The organism is Paenibacillus guangzhouensis, from assembly GCF_009363075.1.
Taxonomy (GTDB): domain Bacteria; phylum Bacillota; class Bacilli; order Paenibacillales; family Paenibacillaceae; genus Paenibacillus_K; species Paenibacillus_K guangzhouensis.
On record NZ_CP045293.1, the window covers coordinates 4,915,765 to 4,936,548 of the forward strand.

General features: G+C 35.1%; 18 protein-coding genes. All 18 read right to left on the minus strand.

Features of this window, described 5'->3' with window-relative positions:
• Position 1 precedes the first annotated feature (1 nt).
• The gene (locus tag GCU39_RS22135; protein ID WP_152395459.1) at positions 2-745 is read right to left on the minus strand and encodes a sugar phosphate nucleotidyltransferase; all 744 of its coding nucleotides are present in this window, start codon (positions 743-745) and stop codon (positions 2-4) included.
• Between the two features lie 38 nt (positions 746-783).
• Positions 784-1,155: a GtrA family protein gene (locus tag GCU39_RS22140; RefSeq protein WP_152395460.1), complete on the minus strand. Its 372-nt coding sequence runs from the start codon at positions 1,153-1,155 to the stop codon at positions 784-786.
• Between the two features lie 25 nt (positions 1,156-1,180).
• Positions 1,181-2,149 (minus strand): glycosyltransferase, encoded by a 969-nt coding sequence (locus GCU39_RS22145; RefSeq protein WP_152395461.1) that lies wholly within the window; start codon positions 2,147-2,149, stop codon positions 1,181-1,183.
• On the minus strand, positions 2,146-3,090 hold the full coding sequence (locus GCU39_RS22150; RefSeq protein ID WP_152395462.1) for an NAD-dependent epimerase/dehydratase family protein: 945 nt from the start codon (positions 3,088-3,090) through the stop codon (positions 2,146-2,148). The genes GCU39_RS22145 and GCU39_RS22150 overlap by 4 nt, the downstream gene beginning before the upstream one ends.
• Before the next feature lie 11 nt (positions 3,091-3,101).
• Entirely contained in the window at positions 3,102-4,871 is a 1,770-nt protein-coding gene (locus GCU39_RS22155; RefSeq protein ID WP_152395463.1) for a thiamine pyrophosphate-binding protein, read from the minus strand.
• 19 nt (positions 4,872-4,890) lie between these two features.
• On the minus strand, positions 4,891-5,955 hold the full coding sequence (rfbG, locus tag GCU39_RS22160; protein WP_152395464.1) for a CDP-glucose 4,6-dehydratase: 1,065 nt from the start codon (positions 5,953-5,955) through the stop codon (positions 4,891-4,893).
• Positions 5,952-6,746: a glucose-1-phosphate cytidylyltransferase gene (rfbF, locus tag GCU39_RS22165; RefSeq protein ID WP_152395465.1), complete on the minus strand. Its 795-nt coding sequence runs from the start codon at positions 6,744-6,746 to the stop codon at positions 5,952-5,954. Before rfbF ends, rfbG begins: the two co-directional genes overlap by 4 nt.
• Positions 6,747-6,776: 30 nt before the next feature.
• Positions 6,777-8,333: a lipopolysaccharide biosynthesis protein RfbH gene (rfbH, locus tag GCU39_RS22170; RefSeq protein ID WP_227793297.1), complete on the minus strand. Its 1,557-nt coding sequence runs from the start codon at positions 8,331-8,333 to the stop codon at positions 6,777-6,779.
• 195 nt (positions 8,334-8,528) lie between these two features.
• Positions 8,529-10,481: a glycosyltransferase family 39 protein gene (locus GCU39_RS22175; RefSeq protein WP_193726580.1), complete on the minus strand. Its 1,953-nt coding sequence runs from the start codon at positions 10,479-10,481 to the stop codon at positions 8,529-8,531.
• A 92-nt stretch (positions 10,482-10,573) separates the two neighbouring features.
• The gene (locus GCU39_RS22180) at positions 10,574-11,062 is read right to left on the minus strand and encodes a D-glycero-alpha-D-manno-heptose-1,7-bisphosphate 7-phosphatase (RefSeq protein WP_152395468.1); all 489 of its coding nucleotides are present in this window, start codon (positions 11,060-11,062) and stop codon (positions 10,574-10,576) included.
• Complete coding sequence (locus tag GCU39_RS22185) at positions 11,055-11,750, minus strand: nucleotidyltransferase family protein (protein WP_152395469.1); 696 nt, start codon at positions 11,748-11,750, stop codon at positions 11,055-11,057. The genes GCU39_RS22180 and GCU39_RS22185 overlap by 8 nt, the downstream gene beginning before the upstream one ends.
• A 1-nt stretch (position 11,751) precedes the next feature.
• A complete protein-coding gene (locus tag GCU39_RS22190) occupies positions 11,752-12,339 on the minus strand; it encodes a D-sedoheptulose 7-phosphate isomerase (RefSeq protein WP_152395470.1) in 588 nt (195 codons plus the stop codon).
• Positions 12,340-13,368, minus strand: coding sequence for a GHMP family kinase ATP-binding protein (locus tag GCU39_RS22195; protein WP_152395471.1), 1,029 nt, complete (start codon positions 13,366-13,368; stop codon positions 12,340-12,342).
• Between the two features lie 12 nt (positions 13,369-13,380).
• Positions 13,381-14,397 (minus strand): GDP-mannose 4,6-dehydratase, encoded by a 1,017-nt coding sequence (locus GCU39_RS22200; protein WP_152395472.1) that lies wholly within the window; start codon positions 14,395-14,397, stop codon positions 13,381-13,383.
• A 29-nt stretch (positions 14,398-14,426) separates the two neighbouring features.
• A complete protein-coding gene (locus GCU39_RS22205; protein WP_152395473.1) occupies positions 14,427-15,281 on the minus strand; it encodes an NAD-dependent epimerase/dehydratase family protein in 855 nt (284 codons plus the stop codon).
• Between the two features lie 9 nt (positions 15,282-15,290).
• Positions 15,291-18,650: a glycosyltransferase gene (locus GCU39_RS22210; RefSeq protein WP_152395474.1), complete on the minus strand. Its 3,360-nt coding sequence runs from the start codon at positions 18,648-18,650 to the stop codon at positions 15,291-15,293.
• 9 nt (positions 18,651-18,659) lie between these two features.
• Positions 18,660-19,907 carry an ABC transporter ATP-binding protein gene (locus GCU39_RS22215; RefSeq protein WP_321575598.1) on the minus strand — a complete coding sequence of 416 codons (1,248 nt, stop codon included), beginning with the start codon at positions 19,905-19,907 and terminating at the stop codon, positions 18,660-18,662.
• A gap of 33 nt (positions 19,908-19,940) precedes the next feature.
• Complete coding sequence (locus GCU39_RS22220; protein ID WP_152395475.1) at positions 19,941-20,735, minus strand: ABC transporter permease; 795 nt, start codon at positions 20,733-20,735, stop codon at positions 19,941-19,943.
• Positions 20,736-20,784: the final 49 nt, after the last annotated feature.

Genomic DNA, 20,784 nt, shown 5'->3' on the forward strand with positions numbered 1-20,784 from the left:
TCTACAATTTCAATTTTCCAAACTCTTCGGAAAAGGTGATGTTCTGCGCAAGCTCATTTGCTTTAGCCCAAGAGACATGCGTACCAGCATCTGTCCACCAGCCTTGAAGGACATCATAAGTAAGCTCGCCACGTGCGATGTAGGCATTATTTACATCCGTAATTTCCAATTCACCGCGACCAGATGGTTTTAGTGTTTTTACGATATCGAACACAGTACTGTCAAACATATAAATTCCTGTCACTGCGTAGTTACTCTTTGGTGCTCTCGGCTTTTCTTCGATGGAAACAATGTTGTCTCCGTTAAGTTCAGCCACCCCGTAACGTTGTGGATCATGTACTTGTTGAAGAAGAATTTTCGCGCCTGTTTGTTGCTCACGGAAGTTTGCAACATATCCAGAGATGTCATCTTCGAAGACGTTGTCTCCGAGAATAACAACCATTTGATCATCGCCGACGAATTGTTCCGCTAGATCAAGGGCTTGTGCAATCCCACCGGCTTCATCTTGTACTTTATAAGTAAATGTAACGCCCATGTCACGCCCACTTCCTAGAAGGTTTACAACGTCGCCCATGTGTTCTTTACCGGTGACAACTAGAATATCATTAATGTCTGCTTGCATTAACTTATTTACAGAATGAAAAATCATTGGATATTTACCGACCGGTAATAAATGTTTATTTGTGACTTTTGTTAGTGGGTACAGGCGCGATCCAGTGCCTCCTGCTAAGATAATACCTTTCATAACTCCACCTACTTTTCATTTACTCAAATAATTTCTTCTTAATTATTTGTAGCTTTCACTCTGAATACAAATCTCTTATTTAATATATATGACACCATAGACATTGGTAGGATCAAAATCGCGTACGCTATATAGATACTCACAAATTCTTTTAAAAACGTTAATAATGCTAAATTTAATAAATATGTTACTCCATATGTTATGAAAAACTTAATTATCAAAGAATTATCACTACTTTTAAATACAATTCGTCCTGTAGTTTTAAAGTTAAAAAGAATTCCAACAAGGGTAGACAATAAAGATGCTAATGTATAATGCAATCCTACAAAAATAAACAACGAGAAAACAGAGTAGCCAAAGATTGTATTTATAACACCAACTATAATAAATTTTACGAATTGATTGTCCATTAGTTACTCCTTGGCCTTTACTGAATTAACCTTTTACTCTCTCTAGTTCTTGATTGATTATGGTTTCGAAATTTATTCGCTCTTTTTCTACAACCAAAGGCCTCTTCAATACCTGTGTATGAATGGAACCAATATATTCCCCTATAATTCCAATAAAAAATAATTGCACAGAAGAAAATAAAAATAGACCTATCACGAGAGGTGCCAGCCCTAGCGTGAAATAATTCCAGAATACTAGCTTTGCAATCAGATAACCCACTGCAACCAAAAGACTTACAGCTGACATTAAGAAGCCTAGCATAGCAGCTAATCGCAGTGGTATCTTAGAATGGTTTGTAATTCCTAGCATTGCCATATCATATAATGTATAGAAATTATTCTTGGTTATACCTCGTTTTCTAACAGGCTGCACATATTCTATTTTATAACTTTCAAAACCAATATCCGAAATCAACCCTCTAAAGTAAGGATATGGATCATTAATCTCTCTTAAGATCTGAATGATTTTACGATCATATAATCCAAACCCTGTGTTATTTTTCGTTAGTTCAATTTCAGATACCCTGTTAATAAAATTATAATACATTTTTCGAATCGCAAACATCGCAGCACTTTCATGGCTCTCCGTTTTTACACCAAGAACTACTTTATAGCCTTCTTCCCATTTCTCAATAAAGTCAATAATCATGTTAGGCGGGTCTTGCAAATCTGCAACCAATAAAATAACTGCATCCCCATCTGCTTGTAGTAATGCATGATAAGGAGAGCGTATATGTCCAAAGTTTCTGGCGTTAACGATAATCTTAACATTTTGATCCTTTAGTGCTATTCTTTTCAATATTGCAACCGTATTATCTTTCGAAGCATTATCGATGAAGATATGTTCATATACATAACCACTTAGTTCATCAAATACTTCTCTAACGCGCTGGTATAGTTCTTCAACATTGTCCTCTTCATTATAGCAAGGGGTTACTATACTAATTTTCTTCATTTTTCTAGCCTCATTCTAATATATTTATACTCATCATCAATACTCTCTATAGAGCTATACTGTGGGTGAAATCCTACATTTTGTGCCTTATGAAATTCTGAGTAGTAATTGTCCTTGTTACCTGTAACAGATGACTTCACATCCCCCTCAATAATTCTATAGCTCAATTGATGATTATCCTTAAAGTAATTCAGCAAATCAAATTTCGATATAGGGCATTTTGAATAAACGTCAAAAGCATCATTAACTTCAGGGTTATTGATAAGTCGTTCAATAAGTTGATTTAAGTCATGCGGATGAATGTAATCACGAATAATATTAGACGGACTAGTTACAAGCTCATTGCCAGTCCTAATACAGTTAATAATATCAGTCATGAGGAACTTTGAGTTTAGATCAATATACCTGCTAAAAAAGCCAAAAACTCTCAAATCGACAATATTATTCATCAATAAACTTCGATGCTTTGCTTCAGTATACAGCTTAGTTACACCATAATAATCTTTGGTTGAAAAACTATTAATCTTTACTTTATTCGAAGTTGTATATTCTACGGGCTTCATGAAATCTTCACCGTACGCCGCACCACTGCTAAAATTGATATACAATGTTTCTTGTGAATCACGAATCTTCTCTATAATCAAATTATCGAATGATTCTGTTAGATGAAAAATTTTATAAGGATCTTGCTGTAAATCTTGTGGATTTCCGATGCCAACGCAATTTATGATGACATCAAAAAACCGCTCCTTAAAATCATTTAAATCTAGTATGGTTACAACCTCTAAACGCTCCGCTTCAAGAAACTCTACTAACTTTGCCTCAGTACGCGCATATGCAAATATTTCATGCTCTTTCTTTAAACATAACCCTGTTATAATATTTTTGGCTATATGACCTGTAGCGCCTAATACCGCTATCTTCTTTTTAATCACCACCATCAATGGCTCCTTTATTTAGGGACTTCCATTTCTTCAACAAGATCAATGAGCATGACTTCCTTTAACTCTTCTCTATCTAAATGCGGCGACATATCTTCAATCGGACGATTTACAACCAACTTAGGTTGAACTTCTGTATTTTTTTGTAACATGACTTCTATAAAAGCAGGCCCTTCCTCAGCAAAAAACTGTTCGATCGTTGCTGTCTCGCTCAATGATCTAACTTGATATGAAGGAATGCCATATGCTTCGAAAATATCACCAAAGTTCGGATTCTCACTTACCGTCGATTGCTGTCTTCCATCAAAATATAAGTCTTGGAATTGTCTAACCATGCCCAGGCAATTGTTATTCATAACGCAAATTTTGACAGGCAAATTCATTCGTCTAAGGGTATCCAATTCTTGAATGTTTAGTTGAATGCCTCCATCCCCGGCAATAACGAGTGATTCCTGATTAGTGGCTAGCGTTGCACCAATTGCTGCAGGCAGCGCAAAACCCATTGCCCCCATTCCACCCGAGTTAAGAATACGCTGGCCATCTTGGAGTTTAAATGATTGAGATGCCCACATTTGATGCTGACCGACATCTAAACAGATGGCTTTAATTTTCCTTGCATATGAAGATAGTACACCCATAAATTGATTTGGTTCAATTATATCTGCTGATGTAATCCCAGATGAAGTCGGATATTTTGCTTTAAGTGTTTCGATCTTCATTAGCCAGTCTGATAGATCCGGCTTTCTATAATTTTTTAACTTGATATTCATTTGCTTCAAAAATTGTAATAAGTCAGTTTTAATTGCTATATCAACCTGTACCTTGCAATTCAACTCATTAGGGTCAATGTCAACGTGGATTTTTTTCGCTGCTCGTGCAAATGTATCGGGTCTTGTTCCCGTTTGCCTACTATCTAGTCTAGAACCTAGTATAATCAATAAATCACAGTTCGCTAACGTCATATTGCTATATCGATTTCCATACGAGCCAATTAACCCGCAATAAAGTGGATTATCATGTGAAATAACGTCAAGGCCCATTAATGAACTCACAACAGGTATACCGGTTTTCTCTATAAACAAACTAAGTTCTTCATAGGCGTTACTTACTCTCACGCCACCTCCCGCAAGTATTACTGGTCTCTGTGCGTTAGAAATCATTTCATATAATTGGGAGATGATACGAGCATCCAGAACATCGTTCGCCATTGATAACTCTTTGTATTCATCACTGTCAAAGAAACTCTCTAAATTACTCGGATCAATGTCAGCTCTTTGAACATTCATTGGGATATCAATCAGAACTGGCCCAGGTCTACCATTCTGAGCTAGATAAACGGCTTTTTCTAAAGAATATCTAATTTGGGATGGGTCAGTTACTAATGCTGCATACTTCGTGAGTGGTGTTACAACACTTACGATATCCGTTTCTTGAAATCCAATTTGTCGAACAGGTCTATCAAATTTATATTCATATGTATTTACCTGGCCTGTTACAAACAAACAAGGAACTGAATCAAAGAAACAGCTCCCAATCCCTGTCAATAAATTCAACGCCCCCGGGCCGCTAGTTGCCATAGCAACGCCAAGTTTTCCATTCATTCTGGCATATGCTTCTGCTGCAAAAGACGCTGCTTGCTCATGGCGAACCGAGACACATTCGATATCATCTCTTTTTGCAATCGAATCTAAGAGATGTGCAATTGCTCCACCTATAAATTCAAATACATGTGAGACGCCTTCTTTTTTTATAAAATCAATAACGTAATCAGAAAGCTTCATAGCGCATCTCCAATCTAGATCAGCTTTGATATTCCTTAATATGCTTTATACAAACTTCCCGCATATTTTCGTTGTTTCGATATGCCTTAGTCCAACTAACAATTTTCTCAATTGCCGTTTCCAAATTCCAGCGTGGCGACCAGTTCAATATAGCATTCGCTTTAGAACAGTCCAACTTTAAGTACTGCGCTTCATGCGGCTGTGGATTTGAATCAACACGATAGTTCGCTTCCGTTCCCCACTTATTACACATTTCTTGGACAATCCATTCGACTGGTTTGGCATCAATATCGTAAGGGCCAAAATTCCATGCTTCTGAATATTTCTCTCCATCTTCGAATAATTTTTCTGCCAGAAGCAAGTACCCTCCTAGTGGTTCTAAAACATGCTGCCAAGGTCTAATCGAATATGGATTACGAATAATGATCGTTTGATCAGCCATTAATGCCTTAATGCAATCAGGAATCAATCTATCTTTAGCCCAGTCTCCCCCGCCAATAACATTTCCAGCACGAGCTGATGCTACTCCTACAAATCTCTTTTCGTTATGGTAAAAAAATGAGTTTTTATACGCTGAGGTTACTAATTCAGAGCATGCCTTACTACTAGAATATGGATCGTATCCTCCCATAGGTTCATTTTCTCTATATCCCCAAACCCATTCTTTATTCTCATAACATTTATCTGTCGTTACATTCACAACAGCTTTCACAGAACTACAATTCCGGACTGCTTCAAAGAGATTAACCGTTCCCATAACATTGATGCTATAAGTATCCACAGGATTAATGTACGATTCCCTTACTAAAGGCTGTGCCGCCATATGAATAACGATTTCAGGAGATGAGAATTCCATAGCCTCTTGAAGCGACTTGCTATCTCTAATATCTGCGATAAAGCTTTTTTCAAGTATTTCATCAATTCCACAAACATGATACAGGCTAGGCTCCGTATTAGGTATTTGTGCATATCCGTATACTTTTGCCCCCATCGAATGTAACCACAACGATAACCAAGACCCTTTAAAGCCTGTATGACCTGTTATAAATACCCGTTTATTTACCCAAAAGTTTGTGTTTATCATACATTCACCGGATCCCGATCCCAAGTTTTCCATGGTGCTTTACCAGATCCCCACAAATCTTCAAGATAATTTTTATCTCTCAAAGTATCCATTGGTTGCCAGAATCCATCATGTTTATAGGACATTAACTCCTCATTCTTTGCCAGTGTTTCTAGCGGAGCTTTCTCAAAAATTGTGCTATCATCAGCAATATAATTAAAAATTTCGGGTTGCAGTACAAAAAAACCTGCATTGATCCATGAGTTATCACCTTTTGGCTTTTCCTGGAATCCTTTAACTAGATTATTCTCAGTAATATTAAGAGCGCCGAATCTCCCACTTGGTTGAACAGAAGTGACCGTCCCAATTCTTCCATGTAACTTATGATAATTAACTAACTCGGTAATATTCACATCCGATACCCCATCACCATAAGTCAGCATAAATGGCTCATCTTCGATGTAAGGTTGGATTCGCTTCACTCTCCCACCTGTCATCGTATCAAGCCCCGTATTGACTAATGTTACTTTCCATGGTTCTGCCGAATGATTATGTGTAATGATTTGGTTATCATTTCTAAAATCAAACGTTACATCGGACTCATGAAGGAAATAATGTGCAAAGTATTCTTTAATATAAAATCCTTTGTAGCCTAAACAAATCACAAAATCATTAAACCCGTGCTGTGAATACAATTTCATAATATGCCATAAGATAGGCTTTTGTCCGATCTCGATCATCGGCTTAGGCTTTAAGTGCGATTCTTCACTAATTCGAGTACCATATCCACCTGCAAGTATAACGACCTTCATTTAATACCCTCCTTCAAGCTAGACTAATTATCAGTTTTTGGAATACACAAATTCTTTGATTTTATCAATAACGTAATCAATCATCTCATCTGACAAACCTGGATAAACCCCTACGAGAAATGTATCATATAAGATTTTATCAGTATTTTTTAGGCCTCCATGAATTCTAAAGTTAACATTTTGATAAGCTGGCTGACGGATGAGATTTCCCGCGAATAACATGCGAGTTTGAATGCGGTTAGCTTCTAAGTAATCAACAATTTCATTTTTGGTGAAGTTAACTCCATCTCTTAATGTCAAAATGAAACCAAACCAGCTTGGATCCGAGTTCTCTGTTGCTCTAGGAAGAATAAAATATTGGTCGAGCTCCCTCAATCCTGCCAATAAGCGATTAAAGTTATTCTTTCTTGCCTGTACAAACGAAGGCACTTTCTTAAGTTGCTCTACCCCAATAGCTGCTTGCATATCCGTAACTCTCAAATTATATCCAATATGAGAATACGTATATTTATGATCATATCCATACGGCAGAGAGCCTAATTCCCAACCAAAACGTTTCTTGCACGTATTATCACAACCCGATTCACACCAGCAATCACGACCCCAATCCCTGAATGATTCAATAATCATCTTTAATTTAGGGTCATTCGTATAGACTGCCCCACCTTCACCCATCGTCATATGATGAGGCGGATAGAAGCTCGATGTGCCAATATGACCATGAGTACCCGTAAGTTTTCCGTTAAATGTCGAACCCAGAGCATCACAGTTATCTTCTATTACCCATAAATTGTATTTTTCTGCAATTTCCATTACCTTGTCCAATTCAAAGGGATTCCCCATCGTATGGGCTACCATAATCGCCTTAGTTCTTGGAGTGATTGCATCTTCAATACGATCAACCATGATGTTATATGTACCTAACTCCACATCAATAAATACCGGGATCGCCCCATTTTGAATAATTGGAGCTACCGTTGTTGGGAATCCCGCAGCTACAGTGATAACTTCATCACCAGGCATTACACGACGATCACCAAGTTTTGGCGAAGTAAGTGTTGAAAATGCCAATAGATTAGCGGATGAACCGGAATTCGTAAGTAGTGCATACCTTACACCTAGGAATTCAGCAAATTCTTTTTCGAATTGTTTGTTATATCGACCCGCCGTAAGCCAGAAATCAAGCGATGAATCTACAAGACTGCGCATTTCCTTTTCGTCATAGATTCGCCCGCCATAAGAAAGAGAAGATTTCTCAACATCGAATTTTTTGTTTCTATTAGAATGAAAAAGATCATAATAGTTTTCAACCTTTGAAAGGATTTCTAATCTCATTACCTTCTCAAAATCGTGCTCACTTAAATCAAAGATAAATTCAATATCATTTTTTAATACATGAAGTTTATCTCTCACATCTAAAAATAACGGCGTTTCTTTATTAACTTTTATTACTTCATGGAAATTTCCGTTTTGTATTTCTGGAGCATTTTTACTTAGTTTGAATACTTGAAATATATTTTCTAGTTCATATCCAATCAAACCATATTCACCTGTATTTTTAAACTTCACTATACTACCTTGTTTCAAATGCCTACACTCCTTTAAATATTTTAAGTATTCTTCAGCATCAATGATTAACATGGCCTTTAGAATATTATGTAAATAGTAGGTTAAATCATTTCATATTAGTTAACATAAAAAGCATTATTTTTTTACCTTTTCGATAGATGGGTCCTGGAATGTCCCTTTTTAAATAACTCACAATACGCTTACTTATGAACTTTAACGTTGGGCAATACCCAAATCCCCCAATGCAATCCAATCGGCAATATTATTTCCATTTGGTGACTCAACACCAAATGTAATATCAACATTTTTTCCAGAATAGCCCTCAATACTGATTTCTATTTCATTAAAATTGGATTCCTGCGTGACATTGCTTTCATAAATCCTACGCTCATTTCCATTATCATTAATGCTGATATAGAAATTTGCACCATCACTTCCTTTAAGGGGAAGTATTAAATCACCACAAATCTTCGAATCTGTAGGAATAAATATATTCTTATAGGTGTATTTAAATCCACTAATGATTGTTAACGTATTTATCTTTTGAAATTGTGTTGTCCAATCAAATATAAATACTCCTTCCCCATTAGGTGTATCTTCATTTACACTCTGTGGGGTTACCTCACCTTCATGGAAATGGTCGATAAGACTATATTTAATGTTTTTATTCTTACCTAGCGCTTTATTTTTATATAGAATCACCTCGTTGGTGACATTAATAAATCTCTTTTGAGAATCATTCAGTTTTAGTAAAACTACTTTTGTCGGATCAATCTTCGTGAGATCTACATCTAGTATGTTATCAACATATTCAACCTTAAACGTATCATCTCCCAAATAAGGTTTTAAAAACAATGAATCTAATAAAGGCCAATCTATATCCCGATGTTTTTCTATAAAAACTTTGTACTGCCTAATATTCGTACCATACTTTTTAATGGTCTCATCGTAGGCAGAGTCTGAAATCTGCTGAGAATACACAAAATATATATTATGGATATAATCCTTATAATAAGAATTTTGTTTAAGGTTACAACAAGTAAATAAAATCATCAAAATCATCATCAATTTTTTGGAATTTATCTTAGCAAAAAGATATCCCATGTATATAATGAATACTAAGTATGGGGTTTGCAACCATCTCAGTTCTTGATACACAGTAATTGATGAGACTAGCACTAAGGCGCATACAAGCATTAACATTATCAAAAATATTTTGAATTCAATCAATTTTTCTTTTTTATCCTTGCCTTTTATTGCTGCTATAAATACTATCATAGAGAGTATCAGTACTAATACTGATACTATTATTGTTGTTAAATTAACCTGATTTATCGGAATACCATTCAAGTGTTCTGGCCCTATATTAAACCCAAATAAATTTAATAGCCCTCCTATAAAAAACTTTATTACCGAATATACATTAATTTTGATACTTGTATAACCAGTCCCTACTAAAATACTTGATTTAAGAAAAAGCTTTTTGAACATCAGATAAAAAATGATTGGGGAGACAATTAAGCCAAATGCGATAATTTTCTTTTTCTTTTTCTTTTCATGTATTAAGTGAAAATGCATAAACAAAATTATTACTGGAATTATAGCTATAAATCTCTCATGTGTAAAAATAATTAAAAATTCCAGTATAAGTATATATAAAAAACCACTTTTTTTTCCTTTGCAGTATAATAAATACGAATTCAATATTATGAGTATAAGGAATAATGTACAAATAGCCTCCATCAATCCATAAATTTGCAATATATTATAGTAAGCAAAACGGGATGTAATAAAAAGTAAGGAAATAGCATAACTAATATACTTATTATTACTAATCAAGTTTAATAATTTATAAACAAAATAAATGATTATACAATTGAACGTAATATTAAACATAAAATACAATTGATAATTATTATCGAATAATTTATATAATATATATTGCACTAAATTAAACACAGGTCTGTATTTATCAGCGAAGTCATTTAATAAAACAGCCTCCAAAAAGGACTTTCCACGGAAAAAATCCCAACTGTTTAGATCATCACCCATAATCGTGTGATAACCACCTAATTTTATATACCAAAAGAAATTAATAATAAATAGACTACATAATAATATTTTATTAATTATATTTTCTTTCAATTCTAGCCTTAACCTATTCATAAATTTCTATGGCCTCCGCTGAATGTTCTGTTATTAAAGAGTAATGGATTCGGATGATATCACCCCAAATTAATATCACTATATAAACCAGGCTATTTATTCGCATTTATTTTCACATTCATTTGAACTAGTACATTTTCCCCGACTTCAGCTCTTATCCCCGCCTCAATATCACTATCTTTATCTCCAAACAATATTGACTCTCTCAAATCTATATCAAAATCATCTTTTGCTTGCAAAATCATTCCCGGGTTCGGTTTTCTACACCAACTATCCTTTTTATACTCCCCAATTCCGTGCTCTGGATGATAAGGAGAGTAGTAAACTTTAGTAATCTCAATCCCCTCCACCTTAAACCGCTCAATCATCCAATCGTTCAACTTGTGAAAATCCTCTTCTGAGTAATACCCTCTTCCAATCCCCGCCTGATTTGTTATCACAATTAGCAAATACCCCAAAGATTGAAAATGCTTCATTACATCAAATATTCCATCCACAAACTCAAAGTCTTCAATTTTATAGACATAGTTTTTCTCTACATTGATGACTCCATCTCTATCAAAAAACACGGCCTTATTCAAATTTAATCAACTCACTTTGAGCTTTATAATAATCTTCAGGAATACCAATATCAATAAAATACTCGTCTGCAATATATGAATTTACCTGGATCCGCTGTAGATGTTTCTGAAGGAAATCAGTCTCAAATGAAAAGGTCTTCTCAAGATTACAGCCATTAAAAATACTACGATTCAGTATATAAACACCACCATTGATATCACCAAAACTCGTATATTGTTTTTCTTGGAATTTCACTACTCGGTTGTTAACGTGATCCACCTTACCGTAACGTTCAAAGTCACTCATTGGTTTCAATGCCATCGTCATTTCCCCAGCCTGAGTTCTATGGAATAACATCATTTCTTTCAGATCAACATTAAAAAAAGTATCTCCATTAATTACGATGATATCTTCCTCTGTTGTATATCGCATTGACTGTGCAATAGCCCCTCCAGTACCGAGGGGCTCCTTTTCAACTGAATATTCAAGTCTCATAACACCCTGGAAGCACGAACCATAATAGTCTTCGATAACTTCATGCTTATATCCCGTAGACAACAAAACAGAACGAATGTCATACTTTAATAAATACTTAAGTAAGTAGGTTAAGAATGGTTGCCCATTAATAGGTGCCATAGGTTTAGGTACATCATTGACAGCACTTTGCAGTCTTGTTCCGAATCCTCCGGCAAGTATAATAGCTTCCATATTAATTAAATCCTTTCCCGAAAATGCTTTCTTCTACTACAGCACAAATAATATGTCCGATCAATATATGAGATTCCTGGATTCTCGGTGTTTCATCAGAAGGGACTTTTATACAATAATCACAGAACTCTTCCATTCTACCTCCGGATGCTCCTGTGAGTCCCACTGTGATAATACCTTTTTCTCTACATTCTTTCAATGCACTTATTATATTGGGGGAGTTGCCTGATGTTGAAATTCCAATAAATAAATCTCCCTCTGAACCCTGTGCCTGGATTTGTCTAGCAAACAATCGTTCATACCCGTAATCATTCCCTATAGCAGTTAATATTGAAGTATCTGTAGTTAGCGCAACTGATGGAATACCCGGCCGATCAAAATAAAACCGACTTACAAATTCTCCAGCGATATGCTGAGCATCGGCAGCACTACCTCCATTACCTGCTAGCAACGTCTTTTTCCCATTCCGATATACTACAGTTGTCTTTTCAGCAACCTCTTTGATGAGCTTTGTTAATTCAGTGCTCTCTAATATTAATCGCTTAATCTCATAAGATTCTTTTATCTGATTATTAATAAAACTTTGCATCTAATTAATCCTCCAACTCTCTGCACCGTTTTTCGTGAAATGGAAGTTCATTACAACACCATCTAATCTTTGAAGTTCCTTAATAAGATTTATTCGCTTTGCAGGATCAACCATAAACATCATAAATCCACCACCACCTGCACCGGATACTTTACCAGCATAAGCACCCGAAGCTATTGCGATATCATAAACCCTATCAATGGATTGGTTCGTTATCGTTGATGCTGTTCTCTTCTTTGCTTCCCAAGATTTCCCTAAATAGTTTGCGAACGTTCTCAAATCGCCCTTTAGTACCATTTCTTTCATTACTAGTGCATCTATTTTTAATTCATGCATCGCTTCAATGGATTTCATATTTTTACCAGTTGTGTTTTTCACTTGTTCATCAATAATTTTTGCAGATTCTCTTGATGCGCCCGTGTAATACAATACCAATGAGTTTTCTAATTCGTTAACGATCCAACTTTTAACTCGTAATGGATTTACTATGACTCTATCATCGTTATAAAACTCTATAAAATTAATCCCACCAAAAGTTGCAGCGTATTGATCTTGTTTCCCACCACTAAGTCCAACATCTTGCCTCTCGATCTGATAAGCTAACTGAGCAACATCATATTCTCCCAGTGGGAGATTCAACCATTCTGCAAAGGCATGTAATATAGCCACAACCATCGTTGAGGAAGAACCCAACCCCGATCCCGCAGGTGCATCAGAATACGTTGTCATCCGGAAAGATAATGGTACAGATTGATGATATTGCTTAATTATTCGATTGTATATTCCTTTATGCAAATCCAATACACCATCAAACTCCAAGAAATATGTAGAATCATACTCTGTATACTCTTCTCGATCAGTTGCATAAAAGCTTATTTTATTATCACTTGTCGGTTCAATCGTACAATAGGCATACATATCTATAGTTGCATTTAGGACATATCCCCCAAATTCATCGCAGTATGGTGAAACATCTGTCCCACCACCTGCTAGTCCCAACCGTAAAGGAGCTTTTGAACGAATTAACATACTAGCATTCCCCTATCTTGTCAAAAAATTCTGTCCCATTTTGATTCTATCTCTCCAATAATTCAACAAATCTTCCATCGTTGTCTCAAATGGAATTTCAGGAGCCCATCCCGTATGATTCTTAAACTTGCTTGTGTTGGGTACTTGGAGATCCGCATCAATCGGTCTAATTCTTTCTGGATCCGTTTCAATTTTAATATCTTTCACACTTGACATACTGACAAGCGTATTTAACATATCACGCACTGAGCAAGTGTAAGTTCCTCCAATATTATAGTATTCCCCTGCTATTGGATTTACGGTTACTAACATGTAATAAGCTCTTACAGCATCCCTTACATCAGCCCATGTTCGTAAAGAATCTAAATTGCCCGTTTTAACAATTGGAGGAATCATCCCCGCTTCAATCATCGCAATTTGCTTTGCAAAAGTCGATTCAGCAAACACATCTCCTCTGCGAGGACCTGTATGAGTGAACATCCGAGTTGTCATTACTTTTTGACCATATGCCTCAGCATGATATCGACCAATAAGATCAGTACCTATTTTGGAGATTGCATACGGTGATGCAGGATGAAAGGAACATTCTTCATCTATAGGCAACTTTTCTTTTGGAACTCTCCCGAACACTTCAGACGACGCGCACACATGAATCACAGGATCAATGTCATTAAATTTCCGAAGAGCCTCAAGTAATCTAGCTGTTCCCAATATATTCACGTTAAAAGTATCGATTGGGGCATCAAAGCTTGTTTTAGGAAAACTTTGAGCGGCAAGATGAAAGACATAATCAGGTTTGCTTTTTTCGATAACCTCATGCAACGACAAATAATCATTTAAATCTCCATATAAAATATGGACTCGATCTCTCTGATTAATTCTCGGCAAAAGATGTTGCACATTGTCAAACGGGCTTCTCCACCGACACATCCCATATACTTCCCAGTCTGTATTCTCCAATAGATAATCTACTAAATGAGAACCAACCATTCCTGTAATCCCTGTAATTAATGCTCGCTTTTTGCTCATACAAAACCATTCCCCTTCTATACATATAATTAAGAAAACTCTCTACTCATTGCTTCATCAATCTTAATTGGCTTTCTTTTTAGTAGCTTTTCAAAAAAGATCGAGGCCATATCTATCGTTTTAGGTCGAGCTTTAAAAAATGATTCATCTGGTTCAGTCGTACGATATTCAAGTTCATTATTCACATTGAATTTATAAAACTGCACTAAATCCACTCTAGATAGTAAGCTAGGACCGCAAATATTAAAGATCTGATTACTCCATTCATCCCAATCTTGCTCAATAGTAATAATAGCTTGTATTAAATCTTCAATATATACAGTTCGTCTAAATATAGGATGAAATACATCAACAACCTCGCCTTTACGACAACAACCATGGATATAACTTGTAAATTTATCTTCTCTAGAGAAAATATAAGATAATCTAAAAACTTTAAAGTTTGAATAACCCATAAATTTCTGTTCGATTTCCTGCTTCATTAATGCATAATTCCCAATCGGGTTAGTATCAGTATTTTCATCCACCTCAGATTGTTGAAGACCGTACACCGTATCAGAAGACATAAATAATACTCTCGCATTCCTCTCAATACATTTAGATATGAAATAAGCAGTCCCGCTAACGTTAATTTCATATGCCGTATCATAATCACGATTACATATGTCTGGAGAAGAAATAGCAGCTAATAGCACGATAAAATCATTCTCTTTAATCATGCTATAATCAAACGATTGTGGTTCTAACAAGTTTAAATACATAGCTTGTTCTTCAGTATGACTAGATGTTACATTTATGTCTTGATTATCTATAGGATTTGAATCTAAATAGTCTATCAATCTTTTTGCAATATAGCCACTCTTTCCGATAATAAATATACTCATAGGGTCTCCTTAAGGTTGTATATCTTTTTTTAGTACACTTATTGCATAGTCATTGCTTAATTTACTTTGGGCGTAAGATATTTGTTTGGTTCTGATAGTCTCCCAATTCTCTTTATCGTTATACAATTGTATAACATTTTCAGCAAACTCATATTCCTGATTCTGTACATTCAAGAAATCCTCCGAACCACTTATCCCTTCCGCACCAATTTCCGTAGTAACAATAGGTATGCCGTAAGCAATAGCTTCAATGATCTTACCCTTCACCCCCGCCCCAAACCTTAACGGAGCAACCACTAATCTACAATTTGAATAATACGCCATCAATTCTTCATCAGAAATAAAACCAGTCACATGAATATTTTTACTACTCAAATTCAAGATCTCTTTCGTAGGATTGGATCCAATAATATGAATCCGAAGATCAGGTAATTGTTTGGTTATCTTAGGAAAAATTTCTTTAACAAACCACAACACACCATCGATATTCGGTGTATGTGAAAAGCCACCCACAAAACAAATATCTTTACGATTATCAAATCCCAAACTTCCTCCTAGAGGAAGTTCTCGAGTCTCATAAATATAAGTAGGTATGACTACTACTCTTTTATGGGGCAGCTTCTTTGATAACAAATCCTTTTCAAATTCGCTAATCGTATAAACAACGTCACTTGCTTCCATCAGAGCATATTCTTGCACCTTAACTTTTCTTGCGTTTTCCAGAGATTGTTTATTTTTGTCAATTTTATACTTTCTTACTTCTCGTATATAATGTAGGTCAGTTCCATTATAAAAAACTTTAGCCGTGGTATATTTCCTCACGTTCTGTATATAATTAACTGCTATATGCGGTCTAAGCAAATAAACAAAATCAATGAATTGACCATTCGCTTTAAGCCATTTCACTATATTTTTTTGCATATCCACACCATAAAGAACCTCTACGCCCATCTGCTCAATTATCGAAGTATATGGTTCGTGCTTATAGAAATTGTCCCCGATAAATTTCACGCTAAGACCCATCCCTACAAACAATTTAATATATTGGAACATTGTCCTTGAACCAGCATCCTTATCATAATGTGGAACGTAATGATCTATTATAAGTATCGTCTTTTTATCTTTACTACGATCCCTAGCCAGAAACACACTCTCTCCATTTGGAAAATGTTGGTTTTTTAATATTGATCTCCATTTTGAAACAAATTTTTCTTTATTGGCTGCTTGATAGCTTTTGATACCACTACCTGTGTCTGTACCATGCGAAATCCCCTCAAAATGAACGACAACTGACTTTGGTTGCAGCACCACTTTATATCCAATTTGTCTCACTTCAAAAGCTAAGTCAGAGTCCTCAAAATATGCAGGTACATATCTTTCATCAAATCCACCAATCTGCTCCCATAAATTTTTACGAATCATAATAGCAGCACCAGAAATATAATCCACCTCTTTGACATAGTTATATTCTGGTTTTTCAGGATCATCGAGTCGACCATAATTCCAACCACTTGCGTCATTCCAAATAATCCCACCTACTTCTTGTAAGCGACCATCCGGATAGACTAGCTTTGAACCAACCATACCAATTTGATTATCGGATTCTATTAATTCAATTAATGAGGAAAGCCACCCTTCTTGAACATTAGTATCATTGTTAAGAAAGACAATATATTTACCTCGCGCCTGTTTGGCAGCATTATTACAGTTTAATAAGAAACCACGGTTAATCTCATCTCTCACCACTGTTATATTTTGAACTATATCTTTAATGTAAACAGTATCATCCGTTGAGACATCATCTGCAATAATGATTTCATACGACACATCATCTGAATGTTCTAAGATTGATGCCAAGCAAGAATAGGTATAATGCCATTGATTATATACAGGGATAACAATAGAAACCAGTGGCGATTCGACCGTCTGAAAATGTAGTGTTTTACTGGAATCAATATGATTCATTAATGTTATCTCTCTCGGACTATTCGCCGTTGTATGTCGTTCTAAAAAGTTCTCCACCCGGCTATCAAGCATATCTATTTTTTCTGTCCGAAGATATCGTCTGAATTTCTTAATATTCTCTTTATTTAAATGCCGCATTGTGGCCTTCGGATGCCTAAGTGTGCGTACAAGCATTTTAGCAATAAATCTACGTTTACTATTTGGTGGAATCACAAAATCTCTTGTTTGATAGTATCGCTCAAGCAGCTTCCACCCTCCTGATCGATAAATTGCACTTAGTTTTCTTTCTTCTTCAAGTAAAAGATTGATGTGAGCTTGTTGGTTATTAATAATGCTCGTATATTCTGAATCCACTTCATTCAGTTTAATATCCTTTTCTTTTAAAGTAGCCTGTAAATCTTTGGTTAACTCCTCACACTCATCAATTCTCTTTCGTTCTTTTTCAAGTCTATTTTCCAAGTCGACTATGGATCTACCGTTTGCATCTATTTCTTGCTGCAAACGAATAATCAATTCATTTTTAGAATCAATTTCTTCATTTAGTCTTCTTATATGTGAGTTCCTTTCATCTACTTCTTGCTGCAAACGAACAATTAAATCATTTTTAGAATCGATTTCTTCATCTAATTTTCTTATATGCAAGTTCCTTTCTTCCACTTCATCTTGTAGGCAAATAATCCGTTTAGTTAAATGGCTATATTTAACTTTTGTAGATAACGTATAGGAATCTATCGATTGATTAAATATCCCACCATTATTGCATACTGCAATAATATACATACCCTCATTTACTTGAGACGTAGAATCTTCAAGTTGAATATGTTGCACTAAATTTGAGTTTTCACTCGCCATTAATGAAATAAGTTCAAACCTCTGGTAGTAAAATTCAATATTACTGAAATAACTATTTAAAAAATCATAATATTCCTGCTTATAAAATTCTTTAACATGAAATGGATTACTGAAATTACGGAGATCCGAATATTGATATTTGTCTGGTGTAGACATAATCAATATTCCATCTTCTTTAAGAATTCTTCGTACCTCATTCAAGAATAAATGTTGCATTTCAGCATCGATATGTTCTATCGTTTCAAAAGAAACAAAAACATCCACAGAATGACTAGGGATATCCATCTTTTCGACGGAACTCATTATGAATTGAATATTCGGATTCGTATACTTACTTTTCGCATGTATAATCGCTTCGTCACTAATATCCACACCAATAACTTTTTCCGCATACCTGGATAAAATATCTGTGCCATAACCTTCTCCGCAGGCTGCGTCAACAACAACTTTACCTTTGACCAAAGGAATAATTGACATATACCGTTGACGGTGCTCAACCTCCATTGTTGCGTCCTCTTCATTAGGCAAAAATCTTTCACCTGTAAATTTCATAATAACCCCCTAGAGATTCCTGGAGAAATCAATATTATTCATTACTAAACAACCCTCTAATTCAAAAATTTGCTTCTGTATCACATGAAATACGATGGCATCATGAATCCAGCAATGCTGCGTATGATTTCCTTGCGTCCCTGAAGCTATAGCTGGGGAAATAGTATACATCCCATGATTCAGACTAGGAAAATAAAAAGAAAAACTATAGATTGCCATTTCATTATCATGCAAATCATCCATTGGCTGATTTAATACGAAACTATTGGTTTGAAATAATGTAGTCCCCAGACGGTCTTTAACAGATAAACCTACAATGGGATCGGTAATATTTTGATTCGATTTCACTTTAATTGATATCTTAATACGTTGATCTGGTGCAACTAGATCTAATTTCGTACTACTGAGTTCATCAAACATAGATATTCCTACAATTTCAACGCTTCTATCTCCCATTACATCTAGGCTCGGATTTATCGCATCAATATTATCATCTTTTTCAAAACCTAACGAACTTTTACTGTCATTTTTAGAAATTGCAGAATCAATCATAAAAGCCTGATATTTTTTAGCAATTTCAATAGGAGAGCCATCTCCCATCAGATTTCCTTCATTAATCCATATTGCCCGATCACAATATTTTGTGATGGCACTGATATCGTGAGTAACCATAATAACCGTTTTCGTATCCTTAAATTCTTCAATTTTTCTATAGCACTTTTGTTGGAATCGCATATCTCCAACACTAAGAGCTTCATCAACGATAAGTATATCTGGGTCAACATTAATAGCTACTGCAAACGCTAGTCTAGCAAACATACCACTCGAGTACATTTTTACTGGCTGATAGATAAAATCCCCAATATCGGCAAAGTCTAAAATATCCTTTATTTTTGCATCCATTGCCTCTTTACTAAACCCCATGATCGTACCATTTAAATATATATTTTCAATCCCCGTATATTCCGGATTAAACCCTGCACCAAGTTCCAGTAAAGCAGAAATTCGACCATTCACTTGAATTGTCCCTGTCGTTTGTGTCAAAACCCCTGTTATTATTTTCAGTAAAGTGGACTTGCCTGATCCATTCTTGCCAAGAATACCCAAGCTCTCTCCTTTACTTACTTTGAAAGATATTCCATTCAATGCATGAAAATCTGTATAAAACTTTTTACCAAATGGAATTAAGGCCTCTTTTAGTCGATCTGATGGTTTGTCATATATTTTATAAATCTTAGATATATTTTCAACTTTCAATGCGTAGTTGGAAGTCATCATAAAACCTCTCTTCTAGAGTACATCCGCAAAATGAGGACGAAGCTTTTTAAATATAAATGTCCCTGCAGTTAGCAATAGAATAGTAATTATCCAGAAATTAAGAGACAATAACGGATGTTCCCAGAACCATTTATGATATATGAATGTTTCTCTATATCCTTCTACAATATAAAAAGCAGGGTTTAACTTCAGTAAAAAATGATATTTTTCGGGCACTGTGTTGATAGAATAGAAAATAGGTGTTAACCAAAAACCAAACTGCACCAACACCCCTACAAATTGCCCGATGTCTTTCAAAAAAATCACAAGTGAGGAAGTAATCCAAGAAATACCCAAAACAAGTAATATAGAAGCAAATAAATAATAAAATATTTGTAAGTAATATACTGTTGGTAAATAGCCATATACTGCGAACATAATTATCATAAAACAAATAAAAAACAAATGTATAAACAAGGCCGAATATATCCTAACGATTGGTAATATGCTCACACGAAAAACGATCTTCTTAACAAGATAACTATTATCAATAATTGAATTTGTAGCGCCGATAATACTATCAGATATAAAAAACCAAGGAATCATAGCAGAAATTAACCATAGGATAAACGGAAAATTATCCACCGGAGCTGACTTGAAACCTACTTGAAATACAAACCAAAAAATAAGTATTTGAACGGTAGGTTGAATAAATGCCCAAACCACGCCAAGAAATGATCCTAAATATCTTGATTTAATATCTTTTTTCGACATTTCTAAAATAAATTTTTGTTTAATAAATACATCTTTTAAAAAACCAGTTATCATAATAACTCTCCATTTTCTGTATCTAGATTAAATCATTCCTATAACATCT